The sequence below is a fragment of the Bradyrhizobium sp. 137 genome (genome assembly GCF_023074095.1).
In the GTDB taxonomy this organism is placed as follows: Bacteria; Pseudomonadota; Alphaproteobacteria; order Rhizobiales; family Xanthobacteraceae; genus Bradyrhizobium.
In genome coordinates this window covers 250,566-271,589 of record NZ_JADPKU010000055.1, presented here as the reverse complement: position 1 = coordinate 271,589, position 21,024 = coordinate 250,566, and the positions used below count along the sequence as shown (strand labels likewise).

Below are 21,024 nucleotides of genomic sequence, written 5' to 3'. Positions count from 1 at the left end.
GGAATACACCACACAAATGGCCTAAAGCTTAGGAAAGCCAGTTACCTGAGCATTAATCCCGTCGCGCGATCGCGTCTGTGTGCAGCGAACCGCTGCGCTGCATCACTAACAGCGGCTTAATGCGAGGCGCTGCCGCTCTTGGCGCCGCCGGCATTGCGCAGCCGTCCGACCACGCCGGTCGGGAAGAAGTACACGCTGGCGATGAACAGCAGCCCGAGCCACAGCAGCCAGCGGTCGGGATGCAACAGCCCCGGCAGCAGCGGTAGCCCGGCTTCCGACGCCGCCTTGGACGCGACGCCCATCAGCGACTGCAAATAGTTCTGCGCGAGGATGAAGATGGCAGCCCCGATGATCGCGCCGTAGATCGTGCCCATGCCGCCGATCACGACCATCAGCAGGATGTCCAGCATGATCGAGAAGCTGAGGGAGGTGTCGGGCCCGGCATAGCGCAGCCACAGCGCATTCAGGATGCCGGCGCTCGCAGCGACCGATGCGGCGATGCAGTTGGCGTAGGTCAGGTGGAAGACGGTGCGGAAGCCCAGCGCCTCGGCGCGAAAACGGTTCTCGCGGATGGCCTGGAGCACGCGTCCGAACGGTGAGTTCACCACCCGCAGCAAAGCGAGGATCATCAGGGCGGAGATGGCGAATACCAGGTAGTAGGTGAGGATGCGGCCGTTGATCTCGAAGCCGAACAGGTTCTTGGAGACCAGCACCGTGCCGGGCCGCAGCAGCTCGGGAAGCTGAAAACTGCGTCCATCCTCGCCGCCGGTCAGCCAGGACAGCTGCGAGGCCAGCACCTGGAAGGCGGAGGCGACCGCGAGCGTGATCATGGCAAAGAAGATCGCGGCCACCCGCAGTGAGAACAGCCCGATCGCGAGCGCCAACAGGGCCGCGAGCGGCAGGCCGATGACGATGCCGGTCGCGACCGCGGCCCAGTTCGGGCCCATCCCGTACAGCGCGATCGCGATCGCGTAGCTGCCGATGCCGTAGAACATGGTGTGGGCGAACGACACCGAGCCGGTATAGCCGAGCAACAGGTCGTAGGATGCGACAAGGGCGGCGAAGACGCAGATCTTGGCTGCGACGTTGAGCGCCTTGGCGCCCGGGAACAGGAATGGCGTCGCCGCCAGCGCCAGGATGATGAGGACGAGAACAAGCGTGAGAACACGGCTGCGCGGCGGGTCGCCTGAGAGGATCATCATCGGCTGGTCACCGCATAGAGGCCGCGCGGCCGCCACATCAGAATGGCGACCATCAGCAGGATGTTGGAGACGAGGGCGAGCTTCGGCACCAGGAAACCGCCGTAATTGGCAACCATGGCCACGAGGATGGCGCCGATGAAGCAGCCGCCGATCGACCCGAGCCCGCCGATGATGACGACGATGAAGATCAGCACGGTGAGCTCGTCGCTCATGGAGGCATGGACCTGCTCGCGATAGAGCGCCCACATCACACCGCCGAGGCCCGCGAGCGCCGATCCCGTCATGAACACGCCCAGGAACAGGCGGCGGATACGATAGCCGAGCGCCTCGACCATCTCGCGGTTCTCGACGCCGGCGCGGATCAGGAGGCCAAGCTTGGTGCGGTTGAGCACGAGCTGGATCGCGATGAAGACGGCGAGGCCGATCAGCATCGCCAGCACGCGGTATTTGGCGATCGCGACGTCGCCGAGAATGAAGGAGCCGCGCAGCGAGGTGGGCAGCGGCATCGGGATGATCTGCGGTCCCCACAGCGCATACAGCGTCTGCTCGGCGACGATCAGGCCGCCGGTCGTCATCAGGATCTGCTTCAGATGCTGGCCATAAACAGGAAGGATCAGCACGCGCTCGACGACCAGGCCGAGCGCGCCGGACACGGCCATCGACAGCAGCGCTGCTGGCGCCAGCACCGCGAGGTTCACCCACAGCGAATCGGCCTGGATCGAGGCTGCAAACGGCGCCAGCACCAGGGTCGCGACATAGGCGCCGACCGCGATGAAGGCGCCGTGGCCGAAATTGAGCACGTCCATCAGGCCGAACACCAGGGTTAGACCGGAAGCCATGATGAAGATCATCATGCCCATGGCGAGGCTGGCGGCGGTCAAGGTCAGCCAGGTGCTGGGCGAGCCGATCAGCGGGATCATGACAAGCGCGAGCGCGACCGGCAGCAGGATCGGTGCGATGTCGCGCTTCGGCTTCGGCAGCGGATCATTTGCGGCGAGTTCAGTCACTGATGCGCCTCCAGGCTCAGGCCGAGCAGTCGCTCTTGCAGCGGCATGTCGGCGGCCAGCGCCGCCATCTCGCCGCGATGGACGATGGTACCGTTGTCCATCACCAGCACGTTGTCGCCGAGCTCGCGGGCGGCAAAGAAATTCTGTTCGACCAGCAGGATCGTCGCGCCCTTGCGCTTGATTTCCTTCAGGCACTCGATCAGCGCCATGACGATGGCAGGCGCGAGGCCCTTGGTCGGCTCGTCGATCAAGAGAAGCTTGCGCGGCTCGATGATGGCGCGCGCGATCGACAACATCTGCTTCTGCCCGCCCGAGAGGCTTCCCGCACGCGACAGCCAGAAGCGGCGCAGCGCCGGGAAGAAGCCAAAGATCCAGTCGAGCTGGGCATCGTCCAGCGGACCATCGCGCGCCGCCAGGACCAAATTCTCTTTCACCGTGAGGTCGGAAAACACGGCCATGCTCTCCGGCACGTAACCGACGCCGAGCCGCGCGATGTCGGGCGTGGCGCGGCGCTCGATCCGCTGCCCGGCGAAGCTGATCTCGCCGTGCGAGGCCTGCCACAGGCCCATGATGGTGCGCAGCGTCGTGGTCTTGCCGGCACCATTGCGGCCGAGCAGCATCGTGGTCTGCCCCTGCGGAACCGCGAGATCGATGCCCTGGAGAATGTGATAGCGGCCGATATGGGTGTGCACGCCGGAGAGTCTTAAAAGGTCGGTCATGCTGCACTCCCTGCAGCCGTCTTGGGCGCCACGCCGAGATAGGCCTCCTGCACGATCGGCGAGGCGATCACTTCGGCAGGCCTGCCGTCGGCGACGAGCTGGCCGTTATGCAGCACGATGATGCGGTCGGCGAGCGAGCGCACCACGTCCATCTTGTGCTCGACGAGCAGGATGATCTTGTTTAGGTCCTGTTTGAGCTGCGCGATCAGGTTCAGGACGACGGGCACCTCGTCGATGCTCATGCCGGCGGTCGGCTCGTCGAACATGAACACCTTCGGCTCCAGCGCCATCATCAGCGCCACCTCGAGCTTGCGCTGGTCGCCATGCGACAGGGCGGTCGCGGCGACGCCGCGCCGGCTGCCGAGCGCGACCTGGTCGAGGATGCCGTCTGCGCGGGTGATCAGGTCGCGGCGGACCATCCAGGGCCGCAGCATATCGTAATGAGTGCCGTTCGCAGCCTGCACCGCGAGGCGGACGTTCTCCTCCACGGTGAGGTTCGGGAAAAGATTCGTGAGCTGGAAGGCACGCCCGAGGCCTGCGCGCGTCCGCATCGGCGCGGACTGCCCCGTGATATCAATGCCGTCGAACAGGATGCTGCCGCTGGATGCGCGCAGCTGACCCGAGATCAAATTGAAATAGGTGGTCTTGCCGGCGCCGTTCGGCCCGACGATGGCGGTGAGCTCGCCCGGGCGGAACGTGCAGGTGACGTTGTTGACCGCGACATGGCCGCCGAAGCGGATGGTGAGGTCGCGGGTTTCGAGGGTCAGCGGCATTGGAGTCCGGCGAATGATGGAAACGGAGATATATCCGCGATCACGCTGCGCTCCCTCCCCCGCTTGCGGGGGGAGGGCTGGGGAGAGGGCTGTTTCGACAATCGAGAATCCCCAAGAGGAAAAACCCTCTCCCGGCCTCTCCCGCAAGCGGGAGAGGTGAAGCACCACCGCCCTACCGCTTGTTGCGGACCGGCACGTCCATGTCCTCGATCTTCAGCTCGCGCACCGGCTCGAGCACGGCCCAGGCGACGTTCGGATCGACCTTGACCTTGAAGTGATACATGCTCTGGAGCGCCTGATGGTCCTCTTTGCGGAACACCATCTTGCCCTTCGGCGTATCGAATTCCAGGCCTTCCATTGCCGTGATCAGCTTCTCGGTGTCGGTCGACTTCGCCTTGGTGACGGCGGCGACGACGGACATCGCGGCGGCAAAGCCGCCCGCGGTGAAGAAGTCCGGCGGCGCTTTGAAGCGCTTCTGGTGCTCGGCGACCAGCCAGTCGTTCACCGGGTTCTTCGGGATTTCGTAGAAATAGTAGGTCGCGCCTTCCATGCCGGGCAGGCCCTTATAGGCGGCGAGCGCCGGCAGGATGTTGCCGCCGGTCGACAGCTCGATGCCGTAGCGCTTGGGATCCATGTCCTGGAGCTTGGCCAGCGGATTGCCCGCGCCGGCCCAGATCACCCAGATCACCTTGCGGCCTGGCTTGTCCTTCAGCGCGTCGAACAGGCGCTGGCCGACGGCGGTGAAGTCGGTGGTCGAGGTCGGCGCGTATTCCTCGGCGGCCAGCGTCGCGCCCGTCTTGGCGAGCGCCTCCTTGAAGGCGGCGACGCCGTCACGGCCGAAGGCGTAGTCCTGCGCCAGCGTCGCGACTGTGACGCCCTGCTTGCCGATGGCGACCGCGTTGGAGATCGCGTCCTGCGAGGAGTTGCGCGCCGTCCGGAAGATGTAGCGATTCCACTTCTCGCCGGTAATCTGATCCGCGACCGCAGGCTCGACGATCAGAATCTTCTTGTTCTCCTCGGCGACGGGAAGAATGGCGAGCGCCGCGGCCGACGAGGTCGTGCCGATCGCGATGTCGGCCTTGTCGTCCTGATAGGCTTCCGCGAGGGCGGCCTTGGCGAGATCGGGCTTGCCCTGGTCATCCTTGGTGATGACGACGATCTTGCGGCCGTCGAGCGTCATGGTGCCCTTGGTGGCGTATTCAAAGCCCATTTGCAGGCCGGTCTCGGTCTGCTTGGCATAGGCCTCCAGCGGACCGGTCTTGCCATAGATAAGCGCGATCTTGAGATCGTCGGCCCGTGCGGACGCGCCCGCGGCGAGCGCGAGGACGGCTGTTGCCATGATAAATGATCGACGCACGATATTCCCTCCTGATTTAAAGCTTCTGGCAACAGCGATTTGCACACGCCGAGAAACTTTGCAATTCCACCTTACGGTGGTCTGGCGCGTGAGACCATGTGTGACAGCTGTGACAGCGTCTTGTCTTGATCGCCGGTTGCCGCCTGCCCAGGAAATCGGCAGAGCAGATCTTGCAGGTGCGCCGCAATCATCACAGGATCGGGTTACCAGGCTTTGAATCTACCTGCCTGAAAGGCAACCCTATCGCCGGTACCCGCTCGCCCGCGAATAGCCTTGGCGGTTCTGCTGCGTCGGGCGGCTCACCATGTTGACGCGCGCTTCGCTGGAGATTGGTGTTACGAGCTTCAGCTCCTCCAGGAAGATCGGCCGGGAGAAGTAATAGCCCTGCGCGTAGCGGATCTTGGTCGCGGCCTGGAGATAGGCGAGCTCCTCGTAGGATTCGAGGCCCTCGGCAATCACGGTCATGCCGAGCGCTTCGCTCAAGGATTCGATCGCGCGCAAAATGCCCTGGCTGCGCGGACGCTTATGGATGTCGGTGATGAAGGAGCGGTCGATCTTGATCTCGTCGGCAGTGATGTCGGCGAGCGCCGAGAGCGAGGAATAGCCGATGCCGAAATCGTCGATTGAGATGCCGACGCCGAGCTTGCGGAACGTCGGCAGGATTTCGGCCTGGAAATGATTCTTGGCGACAAAGGCGTCTTCCGTTACTTCGATCATGAAGCGGCTGGGAAAGCCAGTGTCGTCCAGCGCTTGCGCGAAGCTGCGCATGAACTCGGGGTTGCCGGCCTGCTTGGCGGCGACGTTGATGCTGATGGTTGCTTCGGCGCCGAAGGTCTCGTTGATCAGGTCGATCGACTTGACGATCTCGGCCAGCACGAGATGGGTCAGCTCATCGATCAGTCCGAGCTCGCTGGCGAGGTTGATGAACGAGCCGGGCGCCTGGATCACGCCTTCGTCGTCACGCAGGCGCACCAGGGCCTCGATGCCCGTCACGGCCTGCGTCCTGATGTCGACCTTGGATTGGAACGCGCAGCAGAAGCGCTTCTCCAGGATGGCAAGTCGTAGCGACTGCTCAACCTTCATTCGCGCCAGCGCCTCTCGCTCCATGCTGGAATCGAAGAAAGCCGCCGACCCCTTGCCATCGTTCTTGATGCGGTACATCGCGATGTCGGCGTTCTGGCGCAGAGTCTCGAAGCTGCGTCCGTGATCGGGGTAGAGGCTGATGCCGACCGAGGTGGAGGCGAAGACTTCCGAAGTGTCGATGAAGAACGGCGCGGTGAGCCGCTCCAGGGTCGATTGCATGAATTCGGCAACTTCCTCCTGGCTCTGGATCGGCGACAGCAGCAGCAGGAATTCGTCGCCGGAGATGCGCGAGAGCATGTCGGAATCGCGCAAGTCGCGTCCGAGCCGCTTCGACAGCTCGACCAGCAGCGCATCGCCGACTGCGTGGCCGTAATAGTCGTTGATGTGCTTGAAATTGTCGACGTCGAGAAAGGCCAGCGCGAACCGCTCGCCGCCATCGCGCGCGAGCAGGCCGTTGGCGTGATGCTCGATCACGCGCCGCGAGGGCAGCCCGGTCAGCTCGTCGAAATAGGCCGAGCGGAACAGCTGGTCCTCGAAATTCTTCTGCTCGGTGATGTCGGAGGAAGCCGAGATCAGGAGCTCGCGTCCGGCGAGGCGGACGGGACGATGGGTCGTGAGCAGCACCTGGCGCGCGGCGCCGTTGTGAATGGCTTCCTCGGTGACGACCGGCTGGCCGGCGCTCAGCGCCTGCCGACAGGCTTCGCGGCGCGGCGACAGATCGGGCGAGGGACGGCTGCCGTCGATGCCGAGCTGGGCAGCCGCGGCATCGTTAACCAGCAGCAGCTCGCCGTGCGCGTCCTGCACGGTCAGGCCGGCCGGCAGCATTCTAACGATTTCCTTGAGAAATCCGAGCTCGGCTTCGCTCGCGCCAAAATATTTATTGTCGTTCATAGAAGTCATGAATCTTGTTGTTTCAGCGCGCCTTTGCAATGGACGCGATCTTGCGCGGTTCCCTCTTAAGTTTGGTTAAGGGGTCCGAAGAAATACGGGGGTGTTTTGGCCGAAACTTGCGACCATGCGACGCGCGCCGCCGATCGTCATTAACAGGGCGTCAATGCGCCCAGGGAAACTGCGAGTGGAGCGCGCGTTCTCTTTCGCTTGTAACAATCCGGCGGCGCGATGAGCTTTGGCTGAACCGATGCGAGCCCCGGGCTCGATCACCTCTCTCTCCGGGGAGAGGTGACCCGATCGACCGAACTTTGTTGTCCGTCAGCCGCTCTTGGGGATACGGCATTGCATGATGCAATGGAGGCCGGTTTTCAAGAATGAGAGCTCGGTCTTGCCGTCGAAGGCGGTTAGCGCCGACTTCAGCAATTTGGTGCCGAAGCCCGGTGCCGACACCTCGCCGATGCTCGGCCCCTCGGTCTCATCCCAAGTGATGGTCAGGCGATCGCCGGTGACCGTCCAGGACACCTGCAACAATCCGCGCGGTGCAGAGAACGCGCCATATTTGCCTGCATTGGTGGCGAGCTCGTGAAACATCAGTGACAGCGTGACCGCGAGCTTCGGCGGCAGGAACAGCCGGTCGCCGTTGAGGGTGAAGCGCACATGGCCGTAAGGCCCGAGCTCCGCGATCAGGAGGTCGCGGATGTCGCAGCCCGCCTTGTCGATCCGTGAGATCAAATCGTCGGTGCTGGCCAGCGACCGCAGCCTCGGATCGATCCGGGCCCAGACCTGCGGCTGGTCGTGCAGCACCTGGTGCAGCACGGCGTGCACCGTCGACAGCTTGTTCTTGAGCCGGTGCTGGAGCTCGTCGACCAGCAGCTTGCGATAGTCTTCTTCCTCGATCAGGCGTTTGGAAATCCGGCGCTGCTCGATCAGCAGGGTACGATAGTGCTCGACACCCCAGATGGTGAGTGCACAGACCACCCAATAGAGCGTCAGCAGCGCAAACCGGGCGCGGTCGGCAGAGGCATCGCCGAAATTGACGATCACGCCGAGCACGCCGCCGAAAAGTGCGGTCACGATGCCGATCCGGAAGCCTCCGAACGCGGCGGCGAAGAACACGGCCGGGAAATACGGGGTGAAGTAGACGTCTGGCCGCACCTGGGCGAGAGCCCAGCGCGACAGCGTCGCGAGCAGCAGGCAGGCGACCGCGAAGGCGATGCTCAGACCGAGCGATGGCGGTGCCACGCCCTGCCAGCCCTTGCGGAACTCGTCGATCAGCTTCCCCATGCCCAGCCCGGTCGCGATGCCCGTCCGAAAGTCGAGCCATGGGTTCGAATGTTACGCATGTCGGACACGCAAGCAAAGCTTGCCTTGCCACGGGTCGGCGGGAATAGTGACCGTCGCGGCGCCGTCATCTGTCAGTGTCCGCCATCTGAAAATCAAATCATTCGAAAACGGGAACATTACATGGGCAGGCTGGACGGCAAGATTGCGATCATCACCGGCGCGACGAGCGGGATCGGATTGCGCACCGCGGAAGTCTTCGTTGCCGAAGGTGCCAAAATTGTGATCGCGGGCCGGCGCATCGCCGAAGGCGAGGCGCTGGCGAAGCAGCTCGGGCCGACTTGCGTCTTCCGCCAGACGGACGTGACGGTCGAAGCGCAGATGCAGGCGCTGATCGCGCTCGCGGTGGACAAATTCGGCAAGATCGATTGCCTCTTCAATAATGCCGGCGGTCCGGCGCAGACCGGGGGCATCGAAGGCCTCGAGGTCGAGCGGTTCGACGCGGCGATGGCGACGCTGGTGCGCAGCGTCATGCTCGGCATGAAGCACGCAGCGCCCCACATGAAGAAGCAGGGTTTTGGCAGCATCATCAACAATGGCAGCATCGCCGGCCGTCTCGCCGGGTTCTCGTCCTCGATGGTCTATAGCGCGGCCAAGGCGGCGGTGATCCATCTCACCAAATGCGTGGCGATGGAGCTCGGCGAGTCAAACGTGCGCGTCAACTCGATCTCGCCCGGCGCGATCGCAACCGGAATCTTCGGCAAGGCACTCGGGCTGTCGACCGACGCAGCCGAGAAGACGCCGGCGGTGATGCGCGAGGTCTACAAGACCGCGCAGCCGATCCCGCGCGCCGGTCTCCCTGATGACATCGCCCACGCCGCGGTGTTCCTGGCGAGCGACGAGTCCAGCTTCATCAACGGCCACGACCTCGTCGTCGACGGTGCCATGACCGGCGGCCGCAACTGGAGCCAGCAGCAACAGGGTTACGTGGCCTTGCGCAAGGCGTTCGATCAGGGGGCGTAGCGGCGAGCGGGAGGCGGGCTCCAACACCTCTCCCGCTTGCGGGAGAGGGAGTGCGCTTCTTGTGCTGCGAGCTATCAATCCGATCTCGTCATTGCGAGGAGTCCGCGATCAAATTGCGAAGCAATTTTGTCGCGGGCGACGAAGCAATCCAGCCTGTTTCCGCGGAGATAGTCTGGATTGCTTCGCTTCGCTCGCAATGACGGTGTGGCGCTAAATCGCCTTCACCCGCACCTGCAAGCCGTCCCGCGGCTTCGGGATCGGCCACATCTGCCAGTCCGGCTTGTAGCCCGGTTCCAGCGACACCTCGATGTTCTGCAAAAAATGCCGCGCGAAGCATTTCGTCTGCATATAGGCGAAGTGCAGGCCGAGGCACATATGCGCGCCGCCGCCGAACGGCACAAAGGCGAAGCGGTGGCGGTTGCGCTGGGCTTCCTCGGTGAACCGCAGAGGATCGAAGCGGTCCGGCTCCGGCCAGATGTCCTTCATGTGATGTGTGTAGAGCGGATTGACGCCGACGGCGGTGCCGGCGGGGATCGTAAAGCCCTTGAAAGTGAAAGCGCGCATCGCGCGGCGCGGCATCGATGGTACCGGCGGCTTGATCCGCAGCGCCTCCTTAAACGCCATCTCCGACAGCGGCATCTTTTCCAGATCGTCGAAGCTGCTCGGCGCATTCGGAGCGAGCCCCAGCGCGAGGACCTCCTCCCGCAGCCTGTTCTGCCAGTCCGGATTTGCCGCGAGCTCGCCGATGAAGGAGGTCAGGGACGAGGTCAGCGTGTCGTGCGCCGCCATCATCAGGAAGCTCATATGGTCGACGATGTCCTGCTCCGACAGCAGCGCGCCGTCTTCATGGGTGGCGCGGCAGAGCTGCGAGAACAGGTCGTCGCCGCCATGATTGCCGCGTCGCAGCGGAATCTGCTCGCGGAAATAGGCGACGATGCGTTTGCGCCCCTTCACGCCTCGCGCCATCTGGGTGCCCGGCAGGGGGCGGCGGATCGGGGCGACGGCGGCCGCGACCATGTCGATGAAGGCACGGTTGATCTCGTCGACTTCCGGTCCGATGTCGGCGCCGAGAAACGAGGCCGCAGCGAGATCGAGCGTGAGCTGCTTCATCGCCGGGTAGAGCTGCATCTCGCCGGGCTTGGCCTTCCACTGCGCGACGCGCGCGGAAATGCCGCGATCGAGATCGCGCAGATACGACTTCATCGGACCGGACTTGAACGCGACCGACAGCGCCTTGCGATGCAGGCGGTGCTCATCGAAATCGAGCAGCATCAGCCCGCGCGGAAACAACAGACCGAGCACCCTGTTCCAGCCGTGTGTCGACGAGAACAGCTTCTGCTGGTCGAACATCACGAGCTCGTTCGCTTCCGGACCGAGCAGCACGACATTGGTCTCGCCGAAAATGTGCGTGCGGTAGACCGGGCCGTATTTGGCGCCGTTCGCCTCGACGTGGCCCTTGGGGTCGGCGAGCACCTGAAAGGTCTTGCCGATGATCGGCCAGCCCTCGTCGCCGGGAATGTGCGTCAGCTCGTTGCGCCTGGGCGCAGTGAACTGAAGCGCAGGGGCGGCCACATTCTGCATCGACATGACGATCGCTCCGGTTGGCGGACACGGTCAGCATAGCACAGCCGATTGCGATGACACGGCGGTCGTTTGCGCACAAAATCGTCACACGCGCGTCGTTGTCGTCCCGGCGAAGCCGGGACAATCGCATTTGAGAGCAGTCCTTGCGGCCGATCCTTCGAGACGCCCGCCTTTGGTGGGCCCTCAGGATGAGGACGGAGCGCGCGGCAGCAGATTCGGCGGACGCCGATGCCGCTTAGCCTGATCCTGAGGAGACCGCCACCGGGTCCGCGCAAAGCGCGGCCCGATGACAGGCTCCGCGGTCGTCTCGAAGCACGAGGCGCTCGCTCAGGCGCCGCCAAGTATATGCGACAGCCCTGCGGGAGCGCAGATCGGCGCCTACCGCTTCGCCGCTTCCTTCTGCAAATCCGGTGCGTTCACGGCGGGAATCGCGACACGGCCGGGGCCAGTCACCTTCAGCGCCTCGGCGGCCTTCTCGTTCTCCATGATCTTGGCCATCACGGCCTGGCCCGCGCGCTCGAAAATCGCGCGATTCTCGATCACGAATTTTTGCGACTTGCGAAGACCGTCGATATAGCCGTTGATCTCCGGCACGACGTAGCGCGCGACCATGTCCCAGCTGCGGCGCGTATTCTCCGGATTGGCCCAGTCATGCACGAAGCCGATGATGGCGCCGACGCCGCCGGACACTTGCATCACATTCTTGATGGTTTTGACGAGATCGTCGGGCGTGCCGATGGTGGATGCCGCGCCTTCGACGAAGGCGGTCTTGTCCACGGCCTCATCAGGTGAGGAAAAAGCCGTGAGGCCCGGACGTTGCAACGTGCCGACATTATATTCGTTGTGCCAGCGCATCAGCCCTGCACCGGCCTCGCGGCGCGCCTGCTCGCGTGTCTCGGCGATATGCCAGGTCAGGAGCACGCGCCAGTCGGCGCGGCTCACATTGGTGCCGTGTTTTTTCGCCGCGTCCTCGGCGAACTGCCATTGCTGCTGCAGCGACATCAGTCCCTGCGTCGTCATCGAGCCCAGCGAGATGATGCCGATGCCGTATTTTCCGGCGAGCGTCATGCCGGAGGGAGAGATCTGCGAGGCCACCACGAACGGCATCTCCTCCTGCAAGGGTAGGATCTGGAGCGCGGCGTCGTTCATGGTGAACCAGTCGCTCTTCGCGGTGACGCGCTCGCCGTTGAAGAGGCGGCGGATCACGCCGATCGCCTCGTCCTGGCGGTCGCGCTGCGTCATCGGGTCGATGCCCAGCGTGTGCGCGTCGGACGCCAGCGCGCCCGGGCCGGAGCCGAAGATGGCGCGGCCGCCGGTCATATGGTCGAGCTGCACCATGCGCTGGGCGACGTTGAAGGGATGGTGATAGGGCAGCGACACCACCCCGGTGCCAAGCTTGATCCGCTTGGTGCGCTCGCCGGCCGCGGCCAGGAACATCTCGGGCGATGCGATCATCTCCCAGCCGGAGGAGTGATGCTCGCCGCACCAGAACTCGTCATAACCGAGGCTATCCAGCTGCTCGACCAGGTCGAGGTCGCGCCGGAACTGGAGCATCGGATGCTCCCCGATCGGATGATGCGGGGCAAGAAAGGCTCCAAACTTCAGGCGCGCCATGGCGTTCTCTCCGGCTTTGATTTTCTGTTTGTTGAAGCGGCGAGGCTACGTGCTCGCGGAAGCGAACGCAATCGTACGATGTCCCGCATGGCGGAATGCGCGCATGCGTCTGTCTTTTTCCTCCCCCATTCTTGCGTGCAGGCGCTTACGGCCGGGCTTGTCCCGGCCACCCGCGACCTTTGTCAGGGCACGAAGAACGTAGATGCCGTGCTCTGGCGCCGGAAGGCGATCGCGTTTGATCATTCACAGGAGATCGTCATGCTCGGACGGTAGCTGGCGCAGGGCGCGACCGCCGCCTTGATGGTGCGAGCAGGTGCCGGCGATCCTGCATCTGTTGGTCACCGACGATTGGGGCAGCCGCGCCTTCAGCGCGCGCAGGATTTCTCATCTCGCTTGGGCTGTCTGTCACATTGATCATGATCTGCGCCGCATTTCTGGCGTGAATGCGCCCCGCATCGGCACGAAGTCAGGGCATTGCGGTTAATGAGCACAGATTCCACGGGAAATCCCGTCGATTTTGCAGGATTGACAGCACACGGCCTTTTTATTTCGCAATGCAGCAACTATCTGGTTTGGCTGGAGTTGAACCTCGCCCACCAGGAAGTTGCCGTGTCGTTAGCCAGAAATGTCGATCTCTTGAGACGTCTGCCAAAGCTGGACGGTCTGCGCTTTGCCGAACTCGGCCGCAGCGCAGGTTCATCCAGCCCACTGCAAGAGGTCACGGGCTTCGGTGTCAATCCCGGGACCTTGCGCATGTTCGCGTTCGTGCCGGCGCAGCTTCAGCAGCCGCGCGCGCTCGTCGTCGTGCTGCACGGCTGCGGCCAGACCGCTTCCGGCTACGATCTCGGCGCCGGCTGGTCGACGCTGGCGAAGCATTACGGCTTCGCGCTGCTGATGCCCGAGCAGCAGCGCATCAACAACGGCAACACCTGCTTCAACTGGTTCAATCCGGAAGACACCGCACGGGACAGCGGCGAGGCGCGTTCGATTCGCGAGATGATCGCGCACATGGTGGAAGCGCATCGCATCGACCCCAAGCGCATCTTCATCACCGGCCTGTCCGCCGGCGGCGGCATGACGTCGGTGATGCTCGCGACCTATCCGGAAGTCTTCGCGGCCGGCGCGATGATCGCCGGCTTGCCCTATGGCATTGCCTCGAACCTGCGCGAGGCGCTGGACGGCATGTTCCATTCCCCGGCGCGTCCGGCGCGCGAGCTCGGCGATCTCGTGCGCCGCGCCTCTGATCATCGTGGTCCCTGGCCGAAGGTGTCGGTGTGGCACGGCAGCGCCGACCGCACCGTCAACCCCGGCAATGCCAACGAGATCGTCAAGCAATGGCTCGATTTGCACGATCTGCCCGAGGTGCCGATGGCGGAGACCATTGTGGACGGCTATCCGCGTCAGGCCTGGTGGAACAAGGACGGCGAGACGCTGGTCGAGTCCTACGCCATCACCGACATGGCGCACGGCACGCCGCTCGGTCTCGCCGACAACGATCAGCGCTACGGCATGGAAGGCGCATTCCTGATCGAGGCCGGCATCTCCTCGTCCTATCACATCGCAAAGTTCTTCGGTCTCACCGGCTGGATTCCGGAGGCGGCAAAGAAGGCGCAAGCCAAGTCATCGAAGCCGGCGCTGACGCCCGCGCCGCATCTCGCCCGCTCGATCCTGACCGCTGTCGCCGAAAAGCCGGCCGAGCCGAAGCGCGAGAGAACACGCAGCTTCGATCTCGGCCGGATCATCACGCGCGCGCTGACGGCGGCGGGGTTGATGAAGTAGTTTGTCGCGCAGGCAGATGATACTCACTACGCCGTTGCGCCAATCATCTCGATCGGCGTCACCGTGACCTCGCCGCCGGCCACCTTGCGCGTCATCTCCTGATAGGCCCGAAAGAAGTCGCGCGATTGCAGGGTCTTTTGCGCGGTATCGTCCATGACGCTGGCGAGGTGGATATAGCTGCCGTCGTCGCGGTGCTTCAGGACACGATAGCCGATCCGCCCTTTCAGCTCCGGATCGCCGTCGATCGCCCTGATGAAACGGCCGACCTCCTGGTGCCAGGCCTCCGTCGTGCCGCTCCTGAATTCATACTTGATCATGAAGTGCTTCATGTGACGCTCCCTGTTCGTCATGTGCGTCAATCATCTGCGCCTTGCACGCGATCCTGCAAGTATGGACAAAATTGATAGTATGGATTTTTTCGGCGCCGCCCCTATTCTCGTGCAAGCTGGATGCGCATGGAGGAGACGACATGGCCAAGGCACTGGTGAAGGCAACAGCGAACCCGGCGCGCACCTGTCCGGTCGCGGCGTTTCAGAAGATGATCAGCGGCAAGTACAAGCTGCGCATCGTCTGGGATTTGAAGGATGGTCCGCGCCGCTACGGCGAGATCAGGAGCGGTCTGCTGCGCGGCACGGAAGGCAGCGCGGAGATCACCCCGCGCGTGCTCAGCCGCGAATTGAAGGCGCTGACGGCGAGCGGCCTGATCGACCGCAAGGATTTTGGCGAGGTGCCGCCGAAGGTCGAGTATCGCCTGACTCGCAAGGGCAGGAGTTTTGTGCCGGTCGTCGCCGCGATCCGGGAATGGGGCGACCGTAACCTGAGCGAACCCGCGGCGCTGGCGGACGCCGCCGAGTAGAACCTTACATCTCGCCGGTGATGAACGGATTGGTCATCCGCTCCTGGCCGATGCTCGAGCCGGCGCCGTGTCCGCAGATGAAGCCGACGTCATCGCCGAGCGGCAAGAGCTTGGTCTTTATCGAATTGATCAGCGTGGCGTGACTGCCGCCGGGCAGGTCGGTGCGTCCGACCGAGCCGGCGAACAGGACGTCGCCGACATGCGCAAAACGCAAGTCCTTGTTGAAGAACACCACACTGCCGGGCGAGTGGCCGGGGCAGTGCAGGATGTCGAACTGCAAGCCGCCGATCGAGACGCTGTCGCCTTCGTCGAGCCAGCGGTCCGGCGCAAAGTTGCGCACCCCCGTCATGCCGAAGCGCGCGCCGCTCTCGACCACATTGTCGAGCAGGAACTTGTCCGTTTCATGCGGGCCCTCGATCGGCACCTTCAGCGCGTCGCGCAGATCGGCCGCGCCGCCGACATGGTCGATATGGCCGTGGGTCAGCCAGATCTTCTCCACGGTGACGCCGGTCTGCTTGATCGCATCCAGAATCTTCGGCACGTCGCCGCCGGGATCGATCACCACGGCCTTTTTGGAGGGCTCGTCCCAGATGATGGTGCAGTTCTGCTCGAACAGCGTCACGGGCACGATGATCGCGCCGGCTTTGGCTTTGGTGTCATTTTGCTCGGTCATGGCCTCACAATGCCGATTTTTGCCAGGCCGCCAAGCAAAAGATTCGGGCCAAACAGCCGGAACGAGACCGGGAACAATGGTCACACCGCCGTCCCAATTGATCTGCCAATTTGAACCGGGGCGTCGCTGTCGCGTTCTCCCGCGCGAGGGCGCAGATTTGGGTGGTCTTTCGGCATGGCTCAAGGCAATGCGAATTGGTGGCGCGACGGGATCTTCTATCAGATCTACCCGCGCTCGTTTCAGGATTCGAATGGCGACGGCGTCGGCGATCTCGCCGGCATCCTCAGGCGGCTGCCTTACGTCAAATCGCTCGGCGTCGACGCGATCTGGCTGTCGCCGATCTTTCCCTCGCCGATGGCGGATTTCGGCTACGACATTTCCGACTATACCGGCATCGAGCCGCTGTTCGGCACGATGGAAGATTTCGATGCGCTGCTCGCCGCCGCCCATGACAACGGCCTGAAGCTGATCCTCGACCTCGTTCCCAACCACACCTCGGACCAGCATCCCTGGTTCATCGAGAGCCGGTCCTCACGCGACAATCCCAAGCGCGACTGGTACATCTGGCGCCATCCGGCGCCGGATGGCGGCGTGCCGAACAACTGGTTGTCCGAGTTCGGCGGCAGCGCGTGGCAATTCGACGAGACCACGGGCCAATATTATTACCATGCTTTCCTGGCCCAGCAGCCGGATCTCAACTGGCGCAATCCGGAGGTTCGCACGGCGATCTACGACGTGATGCGGTTCTGGCTGGAGAAGGGCGTCGACGGCTTTCGCGTCGACGTGATTTGGCACCTGATCAAGGACGCCGAATTCCGCGACAATCCACCGAACCCGCACTACGTCGAGGGCCGGGCGCCGAACGAGAAGATCCTGACGCAATACTCGACCGATCAGCCGGAGGTGCATGACGTGATCGCGCAGATGCGGCGTGTCACCGATGCCTTTGGCGCGCGCGTCTTGATCGGCGAGATCTATCTGCCGCTGCATCGATTGGTGGCCTATTACGGCAACGATCTGACCGGCGCGCAGATGCCGTTCAACTTCGCGCTGCTCTCGACCTTCTGGAGCGCGCGCTCGATCGAGAAGATCATCGAGGATTACGAGAAGGCGCTGCCGCGCGGCGCCTGGCCGAACTGGGTGCTCGGCAATCATGACCGTCCGCGCGTTGCCAGCCGCGTCGGTCCCGAGCAGGCGCGTGTCGCCGCCATGCTGCTGCTGACGCTGCGCGGCACGCCGACGCTCTATTACGGCGACGAGATCGGCATGCATCAGCTCGCGATCGCGCCGGAGGACGTACGCGACCCCTTCGAGAAGAACGTGCCCGGCATCGGTGTCGGCCGCGACGGCTGCCGCACGCCGATGCAATGGGATTCCTCCAACTTCGCCGGCTTCTCGGAGGTCCGGCCATGGCTGCCTCTGCCGGAGGATCACATCCGCGAAAACGTCGTCAATCTCGAAGCCGATCCACGCTCGATCCTCACGCTATACAGGCGCCTGATCGCGTTGCGGAAAGCTTCCCCGCCGCTGGTCGCAGGTGATTATCACCCGATCTCGGCGCAAGGCGATCTGCTGATTTATCGCCGCGAGGCCGGCGGCAAGGCGGTGATCGTGGCGCTCAATCTCGGCGCCGATCCGATCGCTGTCACCACCAGCGCCATCCCCTTCGGCAGCGAGATCCTGCTGTCGACGTTTCTCGATCGCGAGGGGGAGAAGTTGGAGGGCGTGCTGGACTTGCGCGGCAACGAGGGCATGGTGCTGGCGCCGCCGACGTAGCCACGCTTTCGCCAGGAGAACGTCGGAAGAGTGACCACTGCTATCTCCCTGTCATTGCGAGCGCATCGAAGCAATCCAGACTGTCACCGCGGCGCGATTCTGGATTGCTTCGCTACCCTCGCAATGACGATCGTTGAAGCAGTGGAGCAGATTGCGGCTCTCGACGTCACCCCGGATGCTTCTTCGCCCGCACCGTGCTCCCGTCGATGTCGCTCCGCTTCAACAGATAATCCAGCCCGCCGACGCGGTACCAGCGATAGCCGTAGGGCTCCAGCACGACGCGGTGCTGGCCGCGCTTGTCGGCGTGGCTGTGGTCTTCCGCGAGCAGATTGACGAGGTGCGCGCCGGCCCCATCAGGCAATCCGGCCGAGAACGCGATCTCGCGCGGCTTCTCGTCGAGATTGTGCACGAACAGCACCGAATTGTTGCGCCAGTCATAGCGCATGATGAACACGGCGGGATCGCGCACAGGAATTATCGCGAAATCGCCCCAGCCGACTTCCGGCACCTCCTTGCGCATGCGCACGATGCGTTCGGTCCAGTTCAGCATCGAGTTGGGATCGCGCCGCTGCTTGGCGACGTTGACGTGGTCGTAGCCGTAAGGGCCCTTGTCGATGACGGGGCATGCCGGCTTGTTGCTCTTGGTGAAGCCGCCATGCGGCTCGGTCGACCATTGCATCGGCGTGCGCGCGCAGTTGCGTTCAGGCAGCGAGAGATCGTCGCCCATCGCGATCTCGTCGCCATAACGGATGACGGGCGTCCCCGGCAGCGTGCACATCAGGCTATAGGCGAGCTCGAGCCGCCGGCGGTCGCCGCCCAACATCGGTGCGAGGCGCCGCCTGATGCCGCGGTCGTAGAGCTGCATGTCCTTGTCGGGACCGAAGCATTTGAACACGATCTCGCGCTGTGCCTTGGTCAGGCGGCCGAGATCGAGCTCGTCGTGATTGCGCAGGAACAGCCCCCATTGCGCGGTGGCCGGCCGCGGCTTGGTCGCCTTCAGCGCCTTCGCCAACGGCCGCGAGTCGGCCGAGGCCAACGCGTAGAACAGGTTCTGGTTGACGTGGAAGTTGAACATCATGTGCATGCGATCGCCGTCGCGCCCGAAATATTCCATGTCCGTCTTCGGCAGCACGTTGGCTTCGGCAAGGATGATGGCGTCGCCCTGGCGCCATTGCAGGAATTCGCGGAAGGCGCGCAGCATGTCGTACTGCTCGACCGGCTTCCTCACTTTCGCGCCCTTGGTCGCGATCACGAAGGGCACGGCATCCATGCGGAAGCCGGAGACGCCGAGCTGGATCCAGAACCCCATGATCTTGAGGATCTCGGCCTGCACGCGCGGGTTTGAGGTGTTGAGATCGGGCTGGAAATCGTAGAAGCGATGAAAGTACCAGGCACCGGCTTCCTTGTCGCGCGTCCATGTCGATTTCTGCACGCCTGGAAACACCATGCCCTCGTTGGCGTTGGCCGGCTTCTTGTCGGACCAGACATACCAGTCGCGATAGGGCGAGTTCTTGTCGCGCCGCGCCTCCTTGAACCAGGGATGCTGGTCCGAGGTGTGGTTGACCACGAGATCGATGATGATTCGGATGCCGCGCTGCTTGCAGCCATGGGCGAACTCGACGAAATCGCCGAGCGTGCCGTAGCGGGAATCGACGCTGTAATAGTCTGCGATGTCATAGCCGTCGTCGCGGCCCGGTGAGGTCTGGAACGGCATCAGCCAGATCGTGGTGATGCCAAGCCCGTGCAGATAGTCGAGCCGGCGGAGCAAGCCCTTGAAGTCGCCGATGCCGTCGCCGTTGGCGTCCATGTAGGAGCCGACGGACAGGCAGTAGATTATGCCGTTCTTGTACCAGAGATCGTCGATCATGCGCCGCAGCCTCGATGGATCCGCCCGGGCGCGGCGGCTGCGTGATAAGTGTGAAGGAGAAGGGAGGTTCCGCCCTCTCGCCTCACACTCGCTGTCGTCCCGGGGCGCGTAGCGAGCCCGAGACCCTTAACCCCCAGGGAGAAGTTTGGCGAAGATTCGAAGTGACCGTCTTCGTTAAGCAACCACTTCCTGTGGTTATGGATTCCGGGCTCGCCCCAAGCGGGCGCGCGCCGGAATGACGGGTGGGGAGACAGTGTCCGTCCCTCACGGAATCGGCTATCCTCCTCCCATGGACAACACCGCCCGCAACATCGCTCTCGTACCGCCGCCGGACCGTCGCCAGTCGGAGACGGCGCTTGCGGTTGCGCGCGGGACGGCGCGGCTGTTGCGATCGCTCGGCTTCTCATGCATCAGCGAATTGCCGCTGCCGTCGGGCCGCCGCGCCGATCTCGTCGCGTTGAACGAGCGCGGCGAGGTCTGGATCGTCGAGATTAAGTCGTCGGTGGAGGATCTGCGCGCCGATCAGAAATGGCACGAATACCGCGCTCATTGCGACCGGCTGTTCTTCGCCTTCACGCAGGATCTGCCGTGCGAGATCTTTCCTGAAGATACCGGCCTCATCATTGCCGACGCCTATGGCGCGCACATGCATTGCGAGGCGCCCGAGCACAAGCTTGCTGCCGCCACGCGCAAGCAGATGACGGTGCGCTTCGCGATGGCGGCAGCGCTGCGGATCAACCGCCTGGTCGATCCGCAGGGACACGCGGATTTCTGGGAGTAGGGCGCACTCGTGTCCCGGACGCGCTGCAGCTGAACGCTGCGGCGCAGAGCCGGGACCCAGAAGGCGACAATGTATGCTGAGGCATGGGCCCCAGCTCAGCAGCGCACCACTTCGTGCTGCGCTGCGTCCGGGGCGCAAGTGCGGCGAAAACTACCTCGGCGCGCGCTTGGCCAAAATCCGCTGCAACGTGCGGCGGTGCATGTTCAGCCGGCGCGCCGTCTCCGAGACGTTGCGGTTGCACATTTCGTAGATGCGCTGGATGTGTTCCCAGCGCACGCGGTCGGCGGACATCGGATTGGTCGGCAGTTCGGATTTCTCCGCGCTGGTCGAGAGCAGCGCCGCGACGACGTCGTCGGCGTCCGCGGGTTTCGAGAGATAATCGACCGCGCCCATCTTTACCGCGGTCACGGCGGTGGCGATGTTGCCATAGCCGGTCAGCACGATCGCGCGCGCGTCCGGGCGCTTCTTCTTCAGCGCCGAGACCACGTCAAGGCCGTTGCCGTCGCCGAGCCGCAAATCCACCACGGCGAAGGCCGGTGCCGATTTGCCGATCTGCGCAAGACCGTCCGAGACGGTGTCGCAGGATGTCACGGCAAAGCCCCGCGTCTCCATCGCGCGCGACAGCCGCTCCAGAAACGGCTTGTCGTCCTCCACGATGAGAAGCGAGCGGTCGGTCTGTTCGTTCAGTTCGGCGATGGCGTTCAAGGTGTTGTCCTCTCTCCAGCGCATTGACATATGGCGTCGCAATCGTTCGGTGC

The 21,024-nt window shown here is 63.7% G+C and carries 19 protein-coding genes; 6 read left to right on the top strand and 13 right to left on the bottom strand.

What is annotated here, in order from left to right; translation table 11 throughout:
- Positions 1–116 precede the first annotated feature (116 nt).
- From IVA78_RS17660 to IVA78_RS17630, 7 genes are all read right to left on the bottom strand, one after another.
- Positions 117–1,202 carry a branched-chain amino acid ABC transporter permease gene (locus IVA78_RS17660; RefSeq protein ID WP_247282007.1) on the bottom strand — a complete coding sequence of 362 codons (1,086 nt, stop codon included), beginning with the start codon at positions 1,200–1,202 and terminating at the stop codon, positions 117–119.
- Entirely contained in the window at positions 1,199–2,209 is a 1,011-nt protein-coding gene (locus IVA78_RS17655) for a branched-chain amino acid ABC transporter permease (protein ID WP_247282006.1), read from the bottom strand. The genes IVA78_RS17660 and IVA78_RS17655 overlap by 4 nt, the downstream gene beginning before the upstream one ends.
- The gene (locus IVA78_RS17650; RefSeq protein WP_247282005.1) at positions 2,206–2,928 is read right to left on the bottom strand and encodes an ABC transporter ATP-binding protein; all 723 of its coding nucleotides are present in this window, start codon (positions 2,926–2,928) and stop codon (positions 2,206–2,208) included. The genes IVA78_RS17655 and IVA78_RS17650 overlap by 4 nt, the downstream gene beginning before the upstream one ends.
- A complete protein-coding gene (locus IVA78_RS17645) occupies positions 2,925–3,701 on the bottom strand; it encodes an ABC transporter ATP-binding protein (protein ID WP_247282004.1) in 777 nt (258 codons plus the stop codon). The genes IVA78_RS17650 and IVA78_RS17645 overlap by 4 nt, the downstream gene beginning before the upstream one ends.
- 172 nt (positions 3,702–3,873) lie before the next feature.
- The gene (locus IVA78_RS17640) at positions 3,874–5,058 is read right to left on the bottom strand and encodes a substrate-binding domain-containing protein (RefSeq protein ID WP_247282003.1); all 1,185 of its coding nucleotides are present in this window, start codon (positions 5,056–5,058) and stop codon (positions 3,874–3,876) included.
- A 240-nt stretch (positions 5,059–5,298) separates the two neighbouring features.
- Positions 5,299–7,032 (bottom strand): EAL domain-containing protein, encoded by a 1,734-nt coding sequence (locus IVA78_RS17635; protein WP_247282002.1) that lies wholly within the window; start codon positions 7,030–7,032, stop codon positions 5,299–5,301.
- Between the two features lie 318 nt (positions 7,033–7,350).
- On the bottom strand, positions 7,351–8,316 hold the full coding sequence (locus IVA78_RS17630) for a sensor histidine kinase (RefSeq protein WP_247282001.1): 966 nt from the start codon (positions 8,314–8,316) through the stop codon (positions 7,351–7,353).
- A gap of 180 nt (positions 8,317–8,496) precedes the next feature.
- Between IVA78_RS17630 and IVA78_RS17625 the strand changes: the two genes are divergently transcribed.
- Positions 8,497–9,336 (top strand): glucose 1-dehydrogenase, encoded by an 840-nt coding sequence (locus IVA78_RS17625; protein ID WP_247282000.1) that lies wholly within the window; start codon positions 8,497–8,499, stop codon positions 9,334–9,336.
- 210 nt (positions 9,337–9,546) lie between these two features.
- Here the strand turns inward: IVA78_RS17625 and IVA78_RS17620 are convergent, their stop codons facing one another.
- Positions 9,547–10,923: a cytochrome P450 gene (locus IVA78_RS17620; protein WP_247281999.1), complete on the bottom strand. Its 1,377-nt coding sequence runs from the start codon at positions 10,921–10,923 to the stop codon at positions 9,547–9,549.
- A gap of 375 nt (positions 10,924–11,298) precedes the next feature.
- On the bottom strand, positions 11,299–12,534 hold the full coding sequence (locus IVA78_RS17615) for an LLM class flavin-dependent oxidoreductase (protein ID WP_247281998.1): 1,236 nt from the start codon (positions 12,532–12,534) through the stop codon (positions 11,299–11,301).
- Between IVA78_RS17615 and IVA78_RS17610 the strand changes: the two genes are divergently transcribed.
- Together IVA78_RS17610 and IVA78_RS17605 are read left to right on the top strand one after the other, a co-directional pair.
- Positions 12,478–12,807 (top strand): hypothetical protein, encoded by a 330-nt coding sequence (locus tag IVA78_RS17610; RefSeq protein ID WP_247282060.1) that lies wholly within the window; start codon positions 12,478–12,480, stop codon positions 12,805–12,807. The two genes, IVA78_RS17615 and IVA78_RS17610, sit on opposite strands and share 57 nt — an antisense overlap.
- Before the next feature lie 336 nt (positions 12,808–13,143).
- Entirely contained in the window at positions 13,144–14,313 is a 1,170-nt protein-coding gene (locus IVA78_RS17605; RefSeq protein WP_247281997.1) for a PHB depolymerase family esterase, read from the top strand.
- A 26-nt stretch (positions 14,314–14,339) separates the two neighbouring features.
- Here IVA78_RS17605 and IVA78_RS17600 read toward each other — a convergent pair whose 3' ends face one another.
- Positions 14,340–14,642 carry a hypothetical protein gene (locus tag IVA78_RS17600; RefSeq protein ID WP_247281996.1) on the bottom strand — a complete coding sequence of 101 codons (303 nt, stop codon included), beginning with the start codon at positions 14,640–14,642 and terminating at the stop codon, positions 14,340–14,342.
- A gap of 140 nt (positions 14,643–14,782) precedes the next feature.
- Here IVA78_RS17600 and IVA78_RS17595 point away from each other — a divergent pair, with 140 nt between their 5' ends.
- A complete protein-coding gene (locus tag IVA78_RS17595; protein ID WP_247281995.1) occupies positions 14,783–15,169 on the top strand; it encodes a helix-turn-helix domain-containing protein in 387 nt (128 codons plus the stop codon).
- Positions 15,170–15,173: 4 nt separating this feature from the next.
- Here IVA78_RS17595 and IVA78_RS17590 read toward each other — a convergent pair whose 3' ends face one another.
- Positions 15,174–15,842 carry an MBL fold metallo-hydrolase gene (locus tag IVA78_RS17590; protein WP_247281994.1) on the bottom strand — a complete coding sequence of 223 codons (669 nt, stop codon included), beginning with the start codon at positions 15,840–15,842 and terminating at the stop codon, positions 15,174–15,176.
- A gap of 174 nt (positions 15,843–16,016) precedes the next feature.
- Here IVA78_RS17590 and IVA78_RS17585 point away from each other — a divergent pair, with 174 nt between their 5' ends.
- A complete protein-coding gene (locus tag IVA78_RS17585) occupies positions 16,017–17,618 on the top strand; it encodes an alpha-amylase family glycosyl hydrolase (RefSeq protein WP_247281993.1) in 1,602 nt (533 codons plus the stop codon).
- Positions 17,619–17,784: 166 nt separating this feature from the next.
- Here IVA78_RS17585 and IVA78_RS17580 read toward each other — a convergent pair whose 3' ends face one another.
- On the bottom strand, positions 17,785–19,485 hold the full coding sequence (locus tag IVA78_RS17580; RefSeq protein WP_247281992.1) for an alpha-amylase family protein: 1,701 nt from the start codon (positions 19,483–19,485) through the stop codon (positions 17,785–17,787).
- Between the two features lie 289 nt (positions 19,486–19,774).
- On the opposite strand from IVA78_RS17580, the gene IVA78_RS17575 reads away from it, so the two are divergent.
- Positions 19,775–20,266, top strand: a complete 492-nt coding sequence (locus tag IVA78_RS17575) for an MmcB family DNA repair protein (RefSeq protein ID WP_247281991.1) — start codon at positions 19,775–19,777, stop codon at positions 20,264–20,266.
- 150 nt (positions 20,267–20,416) lie between these two features.
- Here the strand turns inward: IVA78_RS17575 and IVA78_RS17570 are convergent, their stop codons facing one another.
- Positions 20,417–20,971, bottom strand: coding sequence for an ActR/PrrA/RegA family redox response regulator transcription factor (locus tag IVA78_RS17570; RefSeq protein ID WP_275974801.1), 555 nt, complete (start codon positions 20,969–20,971; stop codon positions 20,417–20,419).
- Between the last annotated feature and the right edge of the window lie 53 nt (positions 20,972–21,024).